Source organism: Pseudomonas sp. PvP025 (genome assembly GCF_017832155.1).
Taxonomy (GTDB): Bacteria; Pseudomonadota; Gammaproteobacteria; order Pseudomonadales; family Pseudomonadaceae; genus Aquipseudomonas.
The window spans coordinates 4,553,021-4,569,410 of sequence record NZ_JAFIBJ010000001.1 but is presented as its reverse complement, the minus strand read 5'-3'; the positions used below and the strand labels follow the sequence as shown (position 1 = coordinate 4,569,410).

Below are 16,390 nucleotides of genomic sequence, written 5' to 3'. Positions count from 1 at the left end.
GCTTAGCGACCGCGAACCGCTTGCTCCAGCTCGGAGAAACTCGGGCGATGTTTGGGGTAGAGCACCTTGCGCCCGAATTCCACGGCCAGCGACGGCGGCATGCCGGACGCCGACGCCACCAGGCTGGCCTTGATCGCTTCGTACAGATTCACTTCTTCCTTGGCGTCGTGGGCCAGGCAGGTGGCGAGCGGACCGAAGAAGCCGTAGGCCGCCAGGATACCGAAGAAGGTGCCCACCAGCGCCGCACCGACGTGCATGCCAATGGCCGCCTGGTCACCTTCGCCGAGAGAAGCCATGGTCACCACGATGCCGAGCACTGCCGCAACGATACCGAAACCGGGCATGCCGTCGGCGACGCCGGTCACGGCATGGGATGGATGCTCCAGCTCTTCCTTGAGGCTGAACAGCTCCATGTCGAACAGGCCTTCGAGTTCGTGGGGAGCCATGTTGCCGGAAGACATGATGCGCAGGTAATCACAGATATACGCGGTCAGGCGCTCGTCCTTGAGCACCGTCGGGTACTTGGCGAAAATCGGGCTGGCCGCGGCGTCTTCGATATCCCCTTCAATGGCCATCATGCCTTCGCGACGACTCTTGTTGAGGATCTCGTAGACCAGACCCAGCACGTCCAGATAGAAGGTGTGAGAAAAGCGCGAGCCGAACATGCCCACCGATTTCTTGATCACGTGCATGGTCATGTAGCCGGGGTTGGCCTGCAGGAATGCGCCAAACGCAGCACCGCCGATAATCAGCACTTCGAAAGGCTGGATCAACGCGGCAATTTTACCGTGGGACAAGACGTACCCACCGAGCACACTTGCGATGACGACAATGATGCCGATAATTTTAGCCATAGGGGATCTGTACTTGCGCCGTCGGGTTCATGGACATAGTGGGTGCAGCTGAAAACTCTTGTTCTACTTATCGGCAAAACTGCGCCAGACTATAGCCCGTTAAGGCGAAAAGCCAACTCAGCCCGTTCCGGGCGTATTGAACGCAAGTGATGATCACGCCCCAATGATGGCTAATGAAACCAGCGTCCCAAGTGCCAAACCCGCCACCCTCGCCGCCTGGATCAAGCGCCTGGACGATGTGCTGCTGCCCGTGCCGCAGGCCGCCCATGAGCGCGTGTGCAAGGCCATTCGCGACAGCCGCAGTTCGTTGCGAGATATTGCCGAGCTTATGCAGAACAGCCCGGCGCTGGTGCTCAGCGTGATGCGCGAAGCCAACGGCCACACCCAGGGCGGCATGACGGAACCGGCAGAAAACCTCGAAGTGGCGCTCAACCGCCTGGGCCTCAAGCGCGCCGAAGAACTGCTCGCGCGGCTGCCCTCGGTGCCCGCCCAGGACATCCCGCTGGCCTTGCGCCAATTGCTGCTGGTGAGCCAGCACGCGTCCCAGCAGGCCAGCGGCTTGTTCGCCAGCCGCCTGGCGCGCCTGTGGCAGGACATTCATTGGGGCAGCCTGCTGTTTCTGTCACCGCTGTGGCCGATGGCCGTGGCCTATCCCAAGCTGCTGGAAGAATGGGAGCTGCGGGTTATCCATAAAGGCGAGAGCGCCCGCGCGGTGGAGCAACAGGTGTTCGGCGTGCGCCTTCTGGACCTGTGCCTGGGCCTGACCGAAGCCTGGCACCTGCCGGTCTGGGTGTCCCAGGGTTATACCTTGCTGCGCAACGAGAAACGCCTGCTGGTCAAGGCCTTGCGCATCGCCCGCGAGGATGACGCACTGCGCCACCAGCAATTGCTCGACGCCGAACCCAACCTGCGTCGCTGGCTCAACCAGCCGGCCAATACCGTGCTACTGGCCAACGGCCTGGCGATGTCGGCCCAGGAGTCCTGGACCTGCCCACACGCCGAGCGCTGGCAATACCTCACCGCGCTGTACCTGCAACAGCCGCTGGCCGATGTGCAGCAACAGGCTCACCAGCAGGCCGTCACCAGCGCCCGTACCACCTTGATGCCCGACCTCTGGCACCCGGCGCTGTCGCTGATCTGGCCGTGGCATGTGCAGAAGGTCCATCGCGGCCTGCTGCCGGCGCCACCGCCCACCGCCGAAGCCCTCGCTGTGTGGCGCAGGCACTGCACCGAGTTGTTGCTGGAGCCGAGCCGCTTCGCCAACGCCATGCACCTGACCACCTGCGCCCGGGACGCGCTGGTGGCCAGCGGCATGCAGCGGGTGATGCTGATGATGACGGATCGCGCCCAGAGCACCTTGCGCGTGCATCAGGTTGACGGCCTGCCCCGGGACGCGGCCAACCTGAGCCTGGACGTGGTCAACAGCACGCTGCTGCAGCGCTTGCTGGAGAAGTCCGCCCAGGTGCGCCTTACGCCCGACAACCATGCGCAATTCTCGGCCCTGCTGCCGCCGATCCTGCGCCGCCTGTTCGCTGGCGAACACCTGCTGCTGCGCTCGCTGAGCTGCAATGGCAAGGTGGTGATGCTGATGATCGCCGACCAGGGCGGCGGGCCGTTTTCGGAAACCACCGTGCAGGCCTTCGGCAAAACCGCCCAATGCGTCGAGAAAGCCCTGCACTGCTTTACCAACCGCAGCGCCTGATGCTTGCGCTACAATCGCCCTCCTTTATCACCCACTTTTGTGCCCAGGAGACCTCACATGCCTGACTTCTCTGGCTTGCCGCTGGTGATCGAGTCCAGCGACCTGCTTGGTCAACTGGATGCCGAGCACCTGATTGTGGTGGACCTCACCAGTGCCGCCCGCTACGCCGAAGGGCATATTCCCGGCGCGCATTTCGTTGACCCCAAACGCACCCAACTGGGCCAGCCACCGGCACCGGGCCTGCTGCCGGACAAGGCCGAACTGGAGAAGCTGTTCGGCGAACTGGGCCACACCCCGGACGCCACCTACGTGGTGTACGACGACGAAGGCGGCGGTTGGGCCGGGCGCTTCATCTGGCTGCTCGACGTGATCGGCCACCAGAAGTACCACTACCTCGATGGCGGCCTGCTGGCCTGGCTGGAAGAACACTACCCGCTGTCCACCGAGGCACCCGCCCCGGCTGGCGGCCCGGTCAGCCTCACACTGCACGACGGCCCCACCGCCACCCGCGAATACCTGCAAAGCCGCCTCGGCGCTGCCGATCTGGGCATCTGGGACGCACGCGGCCCGCTGGAGTATTCCGGCGAAAAGGTGCTGGCAGCCAAGGGCGGGCACATCCCCGGCGCCGTCAACTTCGAATGGACCGCCGGTATGGACAAGGCGCGCAACCTGCGCATTCGCCGCGACATGCCGCAGATCCTCGAAGACCTGGGGCTTACCCGCGACAAGGAAATCATCACCCACTGCCAGACTCACCACCGCTCTGGCTTCACCTACCTGGTGGCCAAGGCGCTCGGTTATCCGCGAGTCAAAGGTTATGCCGGTTCCTGGGGCGAATGGGGCAACCACCCCGACACCCCCGTTGAGATTTAAGGTTTAAGGACAGTTAATGAAAAAGCAGTTGTTTATCCTCAGCCAGTACTTGCTGCCGCACCACTTGCTGTCGCGCCTGGCCGGCTGCATTGCCGAGTGCCGTGTGCGCTGGTTCAAGAATGCCTTCACCACCTGGTTCGCCAAGCGCTATCAGGTGGACATGTCCCAGGCCCTGGTGGAAGACGTGACGGCTTACGAGCACTTCAACGCCTTCTTCACGCGTGCCTTGAAAGACGGCGCGCGCCCACTGGACCAGACGCCGGGCGCGGTGTTGAGCCCGGCCGACGGCGCGGTCAGCCAGCTTGGCCCGATCGAACACGGCCGGGTCTTCCAGGCCAAGGGCCACAGCTTCAGCGTGCTGGAGCTGCTGGGCGGTGACGCGGCCGTGGCTGCGCCGTTCATGGGCGGTGACTTCGCCACCGTGTACCTGTCACCCAAGGACTACCACCGGGTGCACATGCCACTGGCCGGCACCCTGCGCGAGATGGTCTACATTCCGGGGCGCATCTTCTCGGTGAACCAGACCACCGCCGAAAACGTGCCCGAGCTGTTTGCGCGTAACGAACGTGTTGCCTGCATTTTCGACACAGAGCGCGGCCCGATGGCGGTAGTGCTGGTCGGCGCGATGATTGTGGCGTCGATTGAGACCGTGTGGGCAGGCCTGGTTACGCCGCCCAAGCGTGAGCTGAAAACCTTCCGTTATGACGAAGCCGCGCGGGCGCCGATTCATTTGGAGAAAGGCGCTGAATTGGGCCGCTTCAAGCTGGGTTCGACGGCGATTGTGCTGTTTGGGCCCGACCAGGTGAAGTGGGCGCAGGAATTGGTGGCCGGCTCGCCGGTGCAGATGGGCCAGGGTATCGGCTCACCCAAAGCCTGACACCGCTCTGAATGTGGGAGGGCGCAAGCCCCCTCCCACATCTTTACTGCATGCCTGCAGTTGGAAACCGCTTAACCCTGCCCATCGCGTTCGCGAAAGCCCAGCAGATACAACACCCCATCCAGCCCCAGCGTCGAAATCGCCTGTTTGGCCGACTGCTTCACCAACGGCTTGGCGCGGAACGCCACACCCAGGCCAGCAATTGCCAGCATCGGCAAGTCATTCGCGCCGTCGCCCACCGCGATGGTCTGTTCCAGTCGCAAACCTTCCTTGTGCGCCAACTCCCTGAGCAAATCAGCCTTGCGCTGCGCGTCGACAATCGGCTCGACCGCCACGCCGGTCACTTTGCCGTCCTCCACTTCCAGCTCGTTGGCGAACACATAGTCGATGCCCAGCTTGACCTGCAATTGCCTGGCAAAGTAGGTGAAGCCGCCGGACAGGATCGCGGTCTTGTAGCCCAGTCGCTTGAGTTCGGCGAACAGGATTTCGGCGCCTTCGGTCAGGCGCAGCGAAGCGCCGATGGCGTCCAGTACGCTGACATCCAGCCCTTTGAGCAACGCCAGGCGCTCCTTGAAGCTGGCGCGAAAATCCAGCTCGCCGGCCATGGCACGCTCGGTGATGGCCGAGACCTGTTCGCCCACGCCGGCGGCCTTGGCCAGTTCGTCGATGACTTCGGCCTCGATCAGCGTGGAGTCCATGTCGAACACCGCCAGACGGCGGTTGCGCCGGTACAGCGAGTCTTCCTGGAAGGCGATATCGATATTCAATTCCTGCGCCGCACTGAGGAACTCAGCACGCAGGGCCTGCGGGTCGGCCGGTTCGCCGCGCACGGAGAACTCGATGCAGCCCTTGCCCAGGTCGGTCGACGTGTCCAGGGGCATGCGCCGCGACAGGCGGTCGATATGGTCGATATTCAAAGCGTGATGGGCGGTGATCGCGCTGACGCGCTGCAACTGCTCGGCCGTGACCTTGCGGCTCAGCAACGTAACGATGTGGCGCTTATCACGCTGGCCGTCCACCCAGTGCTGGTAGTCCGCTTCGGACAGCGGGGTAAAACGCACCTGTTGATCCAGTGTTTGCGCGGTAGACAGGATTTGCGTACGCAGGGACGCAGCCTGTTCTTCGCTCGGGATTTCCACCAGGATGCCGAACGACAGGGTGTCGTGAATCACGGCCTGGCCGATGTCGAGAATGTTCACACCACCCTGGGCCAGAACACCGGTAATGGCCGCGGTAAGACCCGGGCGGTCAACGCCGGTGATGTTTATCAGGACAATTTCGCGCAAGGCGCACCCCCAGGCTGGAAAAAAACCGCATTCTACCCACTTTCAGTGACCATCGGGCACAGCGAGCGCTTTGCCGGTACAGGGCCTGTCGCTATACTGCGCGTCAACTTCACGGACCAAGAGCCGAGCGCAAGTGAACCGGCCCACGCCAGTAAAAACCGATAACTTCTTCCTGCTGATCTTCCGGGCACTGCGCCATCGCCGTGTGCCGATAGCATTACGCATCGCCAGCCATAACGTGATCCTGGTCGCTCTGGCCCTGGTGATCTACGCCTGCGTGATGGGCTTGCAGTTCAAGCAGGCCATGCACGAGCAGGCTGACGCCCTGGGCGAGAGCCTGACGACCCAGACCGCCACCTCGGCGACCGAGCTGCTGGTGTCCAACGACATCCTCAGCCTCAACGTGCTGCTCAACAACCTGACCAAGAACCCGCTGGTGGCCCATGCCGCCATCTACAGCGTGGACAACCGGATCATGGCCGAAGCCGGGCAACGCCCGAAGAACGGCCTGCTGGGCGAAGCCGAAGGTCTGTACCAGAGCAATATCACGTTTCAGGATGTGAAGGCCGGCCAGTTGCGCATCAGCCTGGACATGCAGCAATTCCAGCAGCCGATGACCATCAGCCTGCAAAGCATGGGCATCCTCAGCGCGATTCTGCTGGCGCTGGCGCTGGCCTTGAGCCTGCGCCTGGGGCGGCATATCTCCACGCCGTTGATGCAACTGCGCATCTGGCTGCGCGATATCGACGAGCACACCCCGGCCACCGACCGCCAGGATGAAATCGGCGACCTCGCGCGCCAGCTCCACGCAAGCTTTGCGCCGGAACCGGTGGTGCCCGAGGTTGAACCCGAGCCCGAATACGACGACACCGATTACGACGACGAACCCGAGTTTGAAGTACGCGACCTGCGCGACCCAGGCTTTGACGAAAGCGCCCCGGTCGCCAGCGCCAAACCAGCACCGCGCCAGGTGATCAGAGCCCAGGAAGACGAACTGGACGACGAAGACCCGTTCGCCGACCTGCGCGACACGTCGGCTGCCAGCCCTGCCGTGGCGCCAAAAGCGGCGGTGGTGAAAAACACCGAACCGCAGCACAGCGCCGTACTCGCCGTGCAACTGGGCTCTCAGGAGCAACTGCGCCGCCTGCCCCGCGCACGCCTGACCGAACTGCTGGAACGCTACCGCGATTGCCTCGATCAGGCTGCCTCGTTGTACCAGAGCGAGCTGCACACCCTGAACGACGGCAGCACGCTGATGCTGTTCCACAGCGAAGACAGCGGTGAGGACTACCTGACCAATGCCATTTGCTGCGGTGAGCTGCTGCGCGCCCTGGGGCATGAACTGCAGATCGAAGTGGCCGACAGCGGCATAACCCTGCAATTGCAGCTGGGCCTGACGGTCGGCGACGATCTGTTCGGCATGAGCCAGATCGACTTGCTGCTGACCGAAATCGCCCAGGATGCGCTGGCGCTGTCCCAGCACAGCCGCAACCTGCTGCTGGTGGAACGCAAGATCAGTGAGGACGGGCTGATCCGCCAGCGCGCGCGCATTCGCCCGATTGCCAGCCCTGAGGGAGCGAGCTGCGTGGAGCGGTTGATGGAGCCGTACCCATCGATGCTGGAGCGGCAGCTGGCGCGGATGCATGAGACCCGTAGCAAGCCCTGAACAACACGGTAAAACCACAATGTGGGAGGGGGGCTTGCTCCCGATAACGGTGTATCAGTCACCAATGAGTTGACTGACCGACTGCTATCGGGAGCAAGCCCCTCTCACATTTGCCTGGGTGCCAGGACTTGAATCCTGGCCAAACAAAAGGCCCGCTTACTCAGCGGGCCTTTTTTTTGGAGCGGTTTTGGCTCAGAACCTGAACACTTCCATATCCGTACGAATCGGCGTGGCCATCGGCATCTTCGGCTTTTCCGGCGCGGCCGGCTTGGCCTGCGCGGGTGCCTGCCTGCGCGTGGCTTCGGCAATCGGCGGCTGGTTGGCCAATGGCTTGAGAGCCACCGACAACTGCTGCGCCAACTGCTGCAACAACACGCCCTGAGCCTGGACCTGGGACGCGGTGGTGCCGGCATGCTCTTCCTGCAGGTGCACGATGCGGTTATCGCGCACCTGACCACGGCGGTCGATCAAACGCCACTGCGCATCGAGGATCGCCGGCTGCGACTTGCCGGAGTCAAGCCGGGTGATGGTCAACAGCACCTGCACATCCGGGGTGAAGCCGGTGGGCGCAGGCGCCAGTACCACACGCTGGCTGTCGAGCTGACCGGCCACCTGACGCAGCATCAACTGGTTGATGTCGGACGACAGGCTGCCCGCCCAACGACCGTCCAGGGAACCTTGCAGGCTGCCGTCGCTCTGACGTTGCAGCAGGGTTTCGCGTTGCAGGTAGTCGGCAACCACCACCGGACCCAGTAATACAGCCATGCCAGCAGTTTGTGCCGGCTGAGCCGGACTTCCGCTGTCCAGCTGGTACAGCGACACCGGCTGGTGCGTGCTGCAACCCGCCAGCCCCAATAGGCCAGCGAGCATCAAAAATAGAGGAAGGCGTGGAGCAGTCATCATCCCATCCAGGTGGCTGCCACAAGGCGAACCACAATGTAATACTAAAAATAACCTAAACACGCTCGGCCACGCCGGCGCTGGAAAGGCCATATCATCCGTGAATATGCGCCATGACTCCAGCGCCAAAGCACCGATCTACCGGTTAAATCGTAGATCAAGGGCTCTAAACCGCGTTAAACGGGCGTTTCCACGAGCAAAGCATCCACACGCTGGAAGCCACGTGGCAATTTGTTACCACGGCGACCGCGCTCCCCCTTGTAATGTTCCAGGTCGTCAGGGCGCAGCGACAACGTGCGCTTGCCGGCCTGGAGCACCAGGGTGGAACCTTCAGGGATCACCGCGATGTCGGTCACGTATTCTTCGCGACTGGCCACCCGCTCCCCTGGAATACCAATGATCTTGTTGCCCTTGCCTTTGCCCAACTGCGGCAGATCGCTGATCTTGAACACCAGCAGACGCCCTTCGGTGGTCACCGACGCCAGCCAGTTGCTTTCGCGATTGTCCACCGGACGCGGCAGAATCACCTTGGCGTTGTTCGGCAGGCTCAGCAGCGCCTTGCCCGCCTTGTTCTTGGCCTGCAGGTCTTCCCCCTTGACCACGAAACCGTAGCCGGCGTCGGACGCGATCACATACAGCGAGTCGTCATCGGGCAGCAGCACACACTCGAAATTCGCCCCCGGCGGCGGCGTCAGGCGCCCGGTCAGCGGCTCGCCCTGCCCGCGTGCAGACGGCAAAGTGTGGGCCGGCACCGAATAGCTGCGCCCGGTTGAGTCGATAAACACCGCAAACTGGTTGGAACGCCCGGCCGCAGCGGTCTTGAAGCCATCGCCGGCCTTGTAGGACAGGCCTGTAGCGTCAATATCATGCCCCTTGGCGGAACGAACCCAGCCCTTTTCCGACAAAACGACGGTAATTTTCTCGTTCGGCAACAGCTCGGTTTCTGTCAGGGCTTTGGCCTCGGCGCGCTCGACAATCGGCGAGCGGCGGTCGTCGCCGTAGGTTTCAGCGTCCTTGATCAGCTCGCTGCGCACCAGCTTCTTGAGCTTGGCTTCGCTGCCCAGCAGCGCTTGCAGCTTGGCCTGTTCCTTGAGCAGCGCATCCTGCTCGTCGCGCAGCTTCATTTCTTCCAGTCGCGCCAACTGGCGCAAGCGGGTGTCGAGGATGTAGTCGGCCTGGATCTCGCTCAGTTCGAAACGCGCGATCAGCTCGGCTTTCGGGTGCTCGGCGGTACGGATGATATGGATCACTTCATCCAGGTTGAGGTAGGCGATCAGCAAACCGTCCAACAGGTGCAGGCGGCGCTCGACCTTGTCGAGGCGGAATTGCAGACGGCGACGCACGGTCTGCACGCGGAACTCCAGCCATTCCACCAGCAGGTTGCGCAGGTTTTTCAGCTGCGGCTTGCCGTCCAGGCCGATGATGTTGACGTTGACCCGGTAGCTGGACTCCAGGTCGGTACTGGCGAACAGATGCTGCATCAGCACTTCATGATCGACCCGGCTGTTGGTCGGGATGATCACGATGCGGCACGGGTTTTCGTGGTCGGACTCGTCACGCAGGTCGGCAACCTGCGGCAGTTTCGACGGCTTGGCCTGCATCAGCGCGGCAATCTGCTCCAGTACCTTGGCCCCGGAGACCTGATGCGGCAGCGCGGTGACAATAATGTCGCCGTCTTCGACGTGGTACACGGCGCGCATGCGCACCGAGCCCTTGCCGGTCTCGTACATCTTCAGCAGGTCGGCGCGCGGCGTGATGATTTCCGCTTCGGTCGGGTAGTCCGGGCCCTGAATATGCTCGCACAGCTGTTCGACCGTGGCCTTGGGCTCATCGAGCAGACGCACGCAGGCGGTGGCGACTTCGCGCAGGTTGTGCGGTGGCACGTCGGTGGCCATGCCGACCGCGATGCCAGTGGTGCCATTAAGCAGGATATTCGGCAAACGTGCCGGCAACACCAGCGGTTCGTCGAGGGTGCCGTCGAAGTTCGGCCCCCAGGTCGCCGTGCCCTGGCCCAACTCGCTGAGCAGCACTTCGGAATAGCGCGACAGGCGCGCTTCGGTGTAACGCATGGCCGCGAAGGACTTGGGATCATCCGGCGCCCCCCAGTTGCCCTGGCCGTCCACCAACGTGTAGCGGTAGCTGAACGGCTGGGCCATCAGCACCATCGCTTCATAGCACGCCGAGTCGCCGTGGGGGTGGAACTTGCCGAGCACGTCACCGACGGTACGCGCCGACTTCTTGTGCTTGGAATCGGCGTCCAGGCCCAACTCACTCATGGCGTAGATGATCCGACGCTGCACAGGCTTGAGGCCGTCGCCGATATGCGGCAGGGCCCGGTCCATGATCACGTACATGGAGTAGTTGAGGTAGGCATTTTCGGTGAAGTCAGCCAGCGATCGGCGTTCTACGCCATCTAAGCTGTCTGCGAGGATGTCACTCATGCGGGCCTCATCATGGTCTGGTAAGGCGCGGTGGCAAGGCCACTGCGCCGGGTCAATTCAAGTGTTTGGTGGTTCATGGCTGGGCACTCCAGCCACCGGCCGGGGCGGCAAAACGGTAGACCACCGGGCGTTTTTCACCATCGGCGCGCGGGCCGAAGTTGTTGTCGATGCCCAACCAGGCACCGTCTTCGTCAATTACCAGGGCTTCGGCCAGGCCATAGGGCTGGGCGTAGCGCCGCTCGGGCTTGAGGGTTTCGTCGGCAAACGACCAGCACAGCTCGACCTTGGCCGTAACCGCGTCACGCCGGCAGATCTGGAACGCATTGCGCTCAAGGGTGAACAGCTTGCCCTTGAACAGCGCCAGGTCGGCAAAATCCCTGGACACCGCCTTCGCGTTGGTGAACTGGGCCGGCTGCACTTCCTGGCCGGCTTCGCTGAGCAACACGCAGGCGCCGTCACAGTCCCACAGGCTATGCGGGCGCTTGATGGACATCAGCCCGCGCCGCTCACGCTCGGCGGCGAGCCAGATCTGGTTGCCCTCGGGGTTCACCGCCAGGCCTTCAAACAGCGCATTGAAGTGCAGCAACATGCCGCTGGCCCGCGCTTCGCGCACCATGCGCGGGGCGATCTGCAGCCATTGCGGCGCACCTTCCACCGGTACCTGCAGCACCGCCGCATGGGCTTCGCTGACGATGTAGCGGTTACCTGCGGCATCACAGCTGATGCCTTCAAAATCCAGGTCGCCGCCGCGAATGAACGACGCCGCCGTGGTGCGCGAGCGCAAGCCCCAGGGCAAACCGGACTCGGGCACCGGCGGCACCTCGATCTTTACCGTTTCGGCCTGCCACACGGGCGCGCTGATATCCAGGCGATAGATCTGCTCGTCGTCGCGGTCGGACACCGTCCACAAATCCTTGCCGCACAGCGCCAGGCCCGACAGGTTACCGCCGCGCATGCCGTCCACGGCGTGTTCGGACACCAGTTTGAGCTCAGCCACGGGGGCGGCCAGTGCTTCGCTGGCCGCCAGCCCGCTCACCATCAGGATCGCCAGGGCGATGCCTGTGCGCATCAGCCCAGCACCTCGGCCAGGTTGCCCTTGGATTCCAGCCAGGCTTTGCGATCCGGAGCGCGTTTTTTTGCCAGCAACATGTCCATCATTTCCGACGTGCCGGCGAAGTCTTCCAGGGTCAACTGCACAAGACGCCGGGTGTTGGGGTCCATGGTGGTTTCGCGCAGTTGCGGCGGGTTCATTTCGCCCAGGCCCTTGAATCGCGTGACCTGTGGCTTGCCGCGTTTCTTCTCGGCCACCAGGCGGTCGAGGATGCCGTCGCGCTCGGCTTCGTCCAGTGCGTAGAAAATCTCCTTGCCCAGGTCGATGCGGTACAGCGGCGGCATGGCGACGTACACGTGACCGGCATCCACCAGCGGGCGGAAGTGCTGCACGAACAGCGCGCATAGCAGGGTGGCGATGTGCAGGCCATCGGAGTCGGCGTCGGCGAGGATGCAGATCTTGCCGTAGCGCAGCTGGCTCATGTCCGCCGCGCCCGGATCGACGCCGATGGCCACAGCGATGTTGTGCACTTCCTGGCTGGCGAGCACTTCGCTGCCATCGACTTCCCAGGTGTTGAGGATCTTGCCGCGCAACGGCAGGATCGCCTGGAATTCCTTGTCCCGCGCCTGCTTGGCCGAACCGCCGGCGGAGTCACCCTCCACCAGGAACAGCTCGGAGCGCATCGGGTCCTGCCCGGCGCAGTCGGCCAGCTTGCCGGGCAGTGCCGGGCCCTGGGTAATGCGCTTGCGCTCGACTTTTTTGCTGGCCTTGAGGCGACGGCCGGCGTTGTTGATCGCCAGTTCCGCGAGGGCCAGGCCCAGCTCCGGGTGTGCGTTGAGCCACAGGCTGAAGGCGTCCTTGACCACACCGGAAACAAACGCCGCCGCTTCACGGGACGACAGGCGCTCTTTGGTCTGCCCGGAAAACTGCGGTTCCTGCATTTTCATCGACAGCACGAACGCGATGCGCTCCCACACGTCTTCCGGCGCCAGCTTTACACCGCGCGGCAGCAGGCTGCGGTACTCGCAGAATTCGCGCATGGCATCGAGCAGGCCCTGGCGCAACCCGTTGACGTGGGTGCCGCCCTGGGCCGTGGGGATAAGGTTGACGTAGCTTTCCTGCACGCTATCGCCGCCTTCGGGCAGCCACAGCAGCGCCCAGTCGACCGCTTCCTTATTACCCGCCAGGCTGCCGCAGAACGGCTCGTTGGGCAGGCGCTCGAAGTCGCTGACGGAATCTTCCAGGTAGGAACGCAGGCCGTCTTCGTAATGCCATTCGACCTTCTCGCCGGTGCCTTTGTCTTCAAAAATGACCAGCAGGCCCGGGCACAGCACGGCCTTGGCCTTGAGCACGTGTTTGAGGCGGCTGATGGAGAATTTCGGCGAATCGAAGTATTTCGGGTCCGGCGCGAAGTACACGCTGGTGCCGGTGTTGCGCTTGCCGACGGTGCCGACCACTTGCAACTCGGTGGCTTTGTAGCCATCGGCAAAGGTCATTTCGTACTCGTTGCCGTCGCGCTTGACCTTGACCCTGACCTGCGTGGACAGGGCGTTGACCACCGAAATACCCACGCCGTGCAGGCCACCGGAGAACTGGTAGTTCTTGTTGGAGAACTTGCCACCGGCGTGCAGCTTGGTGAGGATCAGCTCGACGCCCGACACGCCCTCTTCGGGGTGAATGTCCACCGGCATGCCACGACCGTCGTCGGACACTTCCAGGGAGTGGTCGGCGTGGAGAATCACGTGCACCGACTTGGCGTGCCCGGCCAAGGCTTCGTCGACGCTGTTGTCGATGACTTCCTGGGCGAGGTGGTTCGGCCGACTGGTGTCGGTGTACATGCCGGGGCGTTTGCGCACCGGGTCGAGGCCCGAGAGGACTTCGATGGCGTCTGCGTTATAAGAGCTAGCGCTGGGAGTGGCCATGGGGTCTCGTCTAGAGTCTTGCGATTAAAAAGTACCCTGGGATTTCACAATGCGCTGAAATCGAAGGATTGATACTGATCTGCACCGATGCCGGCAAAGCTGAGCAAGGCCGGCAATTGTCGGGCGAAGCCCTGGTAACCATGGTCGCCGCCGGCCTGGATGCGCAGGGCGCAGGCCCGGTAGTACTGCTGGGCGAGGCGATAATCCAGGGTTTCATCCCCGGTCTGCAACCACACCTGATAACGCGCAGCCTCCTGGGGCGCCGGCACTTCCAGTTCGGCCAGCGCCGTGACGTGGTCGTGGGTCAGCTCCCAGGTTTCATCGGTATAGAGGTTCTTCTGGGTGCCCAGGTAACCGTCGAACATCCGATGGGGGCTGACCGCCGGGTTGACCAGCAGCGCCTTGAGGCCATGGCATTCGGCAAGATGGGTTGCATAGTAGCCGCCGAGTGAGCTGCCGACCAGCAGTGGCCGCCCCAGTTGGACAATGGCCTCCTCCAATTGAGGAATCGCCTTGCGCGGGTGGTGATGCAGGGCCGGCACCCGCAACTGATCGGTCAGGCCGAGGCTGTCCATCACGGTTTTCAGCTGGCTGGCCTTGTTGGACACCGGCGCGCTGTTGAAACCGTGGATATACAAGATCGAAGCGGACATGCCGGGGCTCTCCGTGACTCAGCCAAAGAGGCGCAGTTTACAGGGAATATGGGCAAACGAGGATCGAATGTGGGAGGGGGCTTGCTCCCGATGGCGTTGCATCAGGGCGTACAGGTGCCGACTGATACAGCGCTATCGGGAGCAAGCCCCCTCCCCCCAATGTGTTTGGTGTTTGCAGCTTTTAATAACCGTTACTGCCGTAATCGACAGTAAACGCAAAGTCTGTGACACGCTCCACCCCGGTCTCCAACCGCCCGTCGGCATGCAGGCACAGCCAGCGATAACCCGGTGCCTGTTCGCTGACCGCAAAATCCTCGCTGCCCGGCGTGAACTGGATGCAGGTGGACGGCGATGCAAGGAGCCGCACGCCGTTACGCACTTGATCGATCTCCTGATGCACATGCCCCCACAGCACCGCCCTCACCTGGGGGAAGCGGTCGAGCACGGCAAACAGCGCTTCCGGATTGCGCAAACCAATGGGCTCCATCCACGCGCAGCCAATGGGCACCGGATGATGGTGAAAACACACCAGGTGATGTTGATCAGGCGCTTCGCTCAAGGCCTGGGCCAGCAGTTGCAGTTGCTGGTTCTCCAGGTAGCCCGGCACCGAGCCGGGCACGGCGGAATCGAGCAGGGTGATGCGCCAGTTGCCGACATCGACCACCGGTTCCAGCAGGTCACTGTTCACGGCGGCCTGGGTCATGAACTGTGGTTCGTCGTGGTTTCCTGGAATCCAGCGCGTCGGTGCGCCAAGCGGCGCGGTCATAGCGCGAAATTGCTGATACGACGCCAGCGTGCCGTCCTGGGACAAATCTCCCGTGGCCAACACCAGATCGACACAGGGCTGCTGCTCGCGCACGAGCGCGATCACCCGATGCAGGCTGTCACGGGTATTCAAGCCCAGCAGCGCGCCATCGCTCTCGGCAAACAGATGGCTGTCGGACAGCTGCACCAGCAAGGCAGCGTCAGGGTTCACAGTGGGTACGCGGGGCAAGGCGCTCTCCCTGGCGATCACAGTCATGGATAGGTGTGGCGATTATGCTGAAGCGGGGTCTAGCGCACCACTTCGAACTCATGGCCCAGGGCCAGGCAATGGCTCAACCACTCGCCGAGGAACACATTGAGCTGTGCTTTCTCATCGGGCTGGTGCATGAACACATTCGGGTAGGGATAGATGCTGCGAAAACGCCGCGCATGTTCGGCGCTGATCACCTCGGCCATGCGCGCATCGTGGTACACCTGCACCTCCAGCTGCGGCACCGGCAGCCACGGCAGGCTGTGCTCCTGGCGCACACGCAAGGTGGTGGTGTAGGGGCAGTTGACGATGACTTCCAGGGCCAGCACGCCGAGCATCTGGTCGCCATGGGTCACCCCGATGCGCCGCGCCTCGGGGGCGTGGCGCATATCGGGAAGCAGGCGCATCAGCCGCGCATAGTTGGCCTCGCAGGCCGCCTGCAACCCGATCAGATCAACGCGATAGCGTTCCCGTGCCTTTACTGCCATAACCCCCTCACTTCCGCGCGGTTCAGCGCGAGCCACTGCAGGGCGATAATGCTGGCTGCGTTGGAAATTCTGCCGTCGCGCACGGCTTGCAGGGCGTCTTCGAATGCCCACACCGTGACGCGGATATCTTCTGCCTCTTCTTCCAGTCCATGGACGCCACCGGCTCCCGCGCTGTCGCAACGACCCAGGAACAGGTGCACAAATTCGGTACTGCCACCGGGCGACGGGAAATACTTGGTGATCGGCCACAGCGCGGAGAACGTCAGCCCAGCTTCCTCCTCGGCTTCGCGGTGTGCAACCTCCTCCGGTTCTTCGTCCTTGTCGATCAGCCCGGCAACCATTTCCACCAGCCACGGGTTATCGGTACGCCCCATGGCGCCGACGCGAAACTGCTCGATCAGCACCACTTCATCGCGTTGCGGGTCGTAGGGCAGCACGCAGACAGCATCGTGGCGCACGAACACTTCGCGGTTGATCACTCGGCTCATGCCGCCATCGAATTTTTCGTGGCGCAGTTGCACGCGGTCGAGCTTGTAGAAGCCTTTATAGGCATTGTCGCGCTGAACGATTTCGATTGTGCTCGGCGTCGATTTCGCAATGTCCGTCATGTCCCATCCTCGATAAGCCTGCGCAATGGGCGCCATCCTAACGCGCTCCTGCCC

The 16,390-nt window shown here is 62.9% G+C and carries 14 protein-coding genes; 4 read left to right on the top strand and 10 right to left on the bottom strand.

Going from position 1 to position 16,390, the window contains the following annotated elements; translation table 11 throughout:
- Nucleotides 1–2: 2 nt before the first annotated feature.
- On the bottom strand, nucleotides 3–854 hold the full coding sequence (gene motA, locus JOE32_RS19805; protein WP_003236261.1) for a flagellar motor stator protein MotA: 852 nt from the start codon (nucleotides 852–854) through the stop codon (nucleotides 3–5).
- 166 nt (nucleotides 855–1,020) lie between these two features.
- Between motA and JOE32_RS19800 the strand changes: the two genes are divergently transcribed.
- Genes JOE32_RS19800 through asd form a run of 3 tightly spaced genes read left to right on the top strand, consistent with a single transcriptional unit; the run spans nucleotide 1,021 to nucleotide 4,306 of the window.
- Nucleotides 1,021–2,556 (top strand): HDOD domain-containing protein, encoded by a 1,536-nt coding sequence (locus JOE32_RS19800; RefSeq protein WP_209990635.1) that lies wholly within the window; start codon nucleotides 1,021–1,023, stop codon nucleotides 2,554–2,556.
- 57 nt (nucleotides 2,557–2,613) lie between these two features.
- A complete protein-coding gene (locus JOE32_RS19795; protein ID WP_209987867.1) occupies nucleotides 2,614–3,429 on the top strand; it encodes a rhodanese-like domain-containing protein in 816 nt (271 codons plus the stop codon).
- A gap of 16 nt (nucleotides 3,430–3,445) precedes the next feature.
- Nucleotides 3,446–4,306: an archaetidylserine decarboxylase gene (gene asd / locus JOE32_RS19790; protein WP_209987864.1), complete on the top strand. Its 861-nt coding sequence runs from the start codon at nucleotides 3,446–3,448 to the stop codon at nucleotides 4,304–4,306.
- Nucleotides 4,307–4,377: 71 nt separating this feature from the next.
- Here asd and serB read toward each other — a convergent pair whose 3' ends face one another.
- Nucleotides 4,378–5,592, bottom strand: a complete 1,215-nt coding sequence (gene serB, locus JOE32_RS19785; protein WP_209987860.1) for a phosphoserine phosphatase SerB — start codon at nucleotides 5,590–5,592, stop codon at nucleotides 4,378–4,380.
- Between the two features lie 133 nt (nucleotides 5,593–5,725).
- On the opposite strand from serB, the gene JOE32_RS19780 reads away from it, so the two are divergent.
- Nucleotides 5,726–7,258, top strand: coding sequence for an AhpA/YtjB family protein (locus JOE32_RS19780; RefSeq protein WP_209987857.1), 1,533 nt, complete (start codon nucleotides 5,726–5,728; stop codon nucleotides 7,256–7,258).
- A 192-nt stretch (nucleotides 7,259–7,450) separates the two neighbouring features.
- Here JOE32_RS19780 and JOE32_RS19775 read toward each other — a convergent pair whose 3' ends face one another.
- The 8 genes from JOE32_RS19775 to JOE32_RS19740 form a co-directional block, all read right to left on the bottom strand.
- On the bottom strand, nucleotides 7,451–8,161 hold the full coding sequence (locus JOE32_RS19775) for an ABC-type transport auxiliary lipoprotein family protein (protein WP_209987855.1): 711 nt from the start codon (nucleotides 8,159–8,161) through the stop codon (nucleotides 7,451–7,453).
- A 173-nt stretch (nucleotides 8,162–8,334) separates the two neighbouring features.
- The gene (parC, locus tag JOE32_RS19770; RefSeq protein ID WP_209987852.1) at nucleotides 8,335–10,599 is read right to left on the bottom strand and encodes a DNA topoisomerase IV subunit A; all 2,265 of its coding nucleotides are present in this window, start codon (nucleotides 10,597–10,599) and stop codon (nucleotides 8,335–8,337) included.
- A 73-nt stretch (nucleotides 10,600–10,672) separates the two neighbouring features.
- A complete protein-coding gene (locus JOE32_RS19765) occupies nucleotides 10,673–11,668 on the bottom strand; it encodes an esterase-like activity of phytase family protein (RefSeq protein ID WP_209987850.1) in 996 nt (331 codons plus the stop codon).
- Nucleotides 11,668–13,572 carry a DNA topoisomerase IV subunit B gene (gene parE / locus JOE32_RS19760; protein ID WP_057010231.1) on the bottom strand — a complete coding sequence of 635 codons (1,905 nt, stop codon included), beginning with the start codon at nucleotides 13,570–13,572 and terminating at the stop codon, nucleotides 11,668–11,670. Before parE ends, JOE32_RS19765 begins: the two co-directional genes overlap by 1 nt.
- 44 nt (nucleotides 13,573–13,616) lie before the next feature.
- Nucleotides 13,617–14,225, bottom strand: coding sequence for a YqiA/YcfP family alpha/beta fold hydrolase (locus JOE32_RS19755; protein WP_209987847.1), 609 nt, complete (start codon nucleotides 14,223–14,225; stop codon nucleotides 13,617–13,619).
- A gap of 181 nt (nucleotides 14,226–14,406) precedes the next feature.
- A complete protein-coding gene (gene cpdA, locus JOE32_RS19750; protein WP_209987844.1) occupies nucleotides 14,407–15,219 on the bottom strand; it encodes a 3',5'-cyclic-AMP phosphodiesterase in 813 nt (270 codons plus the stop codon).
- Between the two features lie 59 nt (nucleotides 15,220–15,278).
- Complete coding sequence (locus JOE32_RS19745) at nucleotides 15,279–15,728, bottom strand: DUF1249 domain-containing protein (RefSeq protein WP_003171323.1); 450 nt, start codon at nucleotides 15,726–15,728, stop codon at nucleotides 15,279–15,281.
- Entirely contained in the window at nucleotides 15,719–16,336 is a 618-nt protein-coding gene (locus tag JOE32_RS19740) for an NUDIX domain-containing protein (RefSeq protein ID WP_003236285.1), read from the bottom strand. The genes JOE32_RS19745 and JOE32_RS19740 overlap by 10 nt, the downstream gene beginning before the upstream one ends.
- Nucleotides 16,337–16,390 lie beyond the last annotated feature (54 nt).

Bases quoted from the DNA above. Each gene is read 5' to 3' on its own strand.
- motA (WP_003236261.1), bottom strand. From the start codon at position 854: ATGGCTAAAATTATCGGCATCATTGTCGTCATCGCAAGTGTGCTCGGT.
- JOE32_RS19800 (WP_209990635.1), top strand. From the start codon at position 1,021: ATGGCTAATGAAACCAGCGTCCCAAGTGCCAAACCCGCCACCCTCGCC.
- JOE32_RS19795 (WP_209987867.1), top strand. From the start codon at position 2,614: ATGCCTGACTTCTCTGGCTTGCCGCTGGTGATCGAGTCCAGCGACCTG.
- asd (WP_209987864.1), top strand. From the start codon at position 3,446: ATGAAAAAGCAGTTGTTTATCCTCAGCCAGTACTTGCTGCCGCACCAC.
- JOE32_RS19775 (WP_209987855.1), bottom strand. From the start codon at position 8,161: ATGATGACTGCTCCACGCCTTCCTCTATTTTTGATGCTCGCTGGCCTA.
- parC (WP_209987852.1), bottom strand. From the start codon at position 10,599: ATGAGTGACATCCTCGCAGACAGCTTAGATGGCGTAGAACGCCGATCG.
- JOE32_RS19765 (WP_209987850.1), bottom strand. From the start codon at position 11,668: ATGCGCACAGGCATCGCCCTGGCGATCCTGATGGTGAGCGGGCTGGCG.
- parE (WP_057010231.1), bottom strand. From the start codon at position 13,572: ATGGCCACTCCCAGCGCTAGCTCTTATAACGCAGACGCCATCGAAGTC.
- JOE32_RS19755 (WP_209987847.1), bottom strand. From the start codon at position 14,225: ATGTCCGCTTCGATCTTGTATATCCACGGTTTCAACAGCGCGCCGGTG.
- JOE32_RS19745 (WP_003171323.1), bottom strand. From the start codon at position 15,728: ATGGCAGTAAAGGCACGGGAACGCTATCGCGTTGATCTGATCGGGTTG.
- JOE32_RS19740 (WP_003236285.1), bottom strand. From the start codon at position 16,336: ATGACGGACATTGCGAAATCGACGCCGAGCACAATCGAAATCGTTCAG.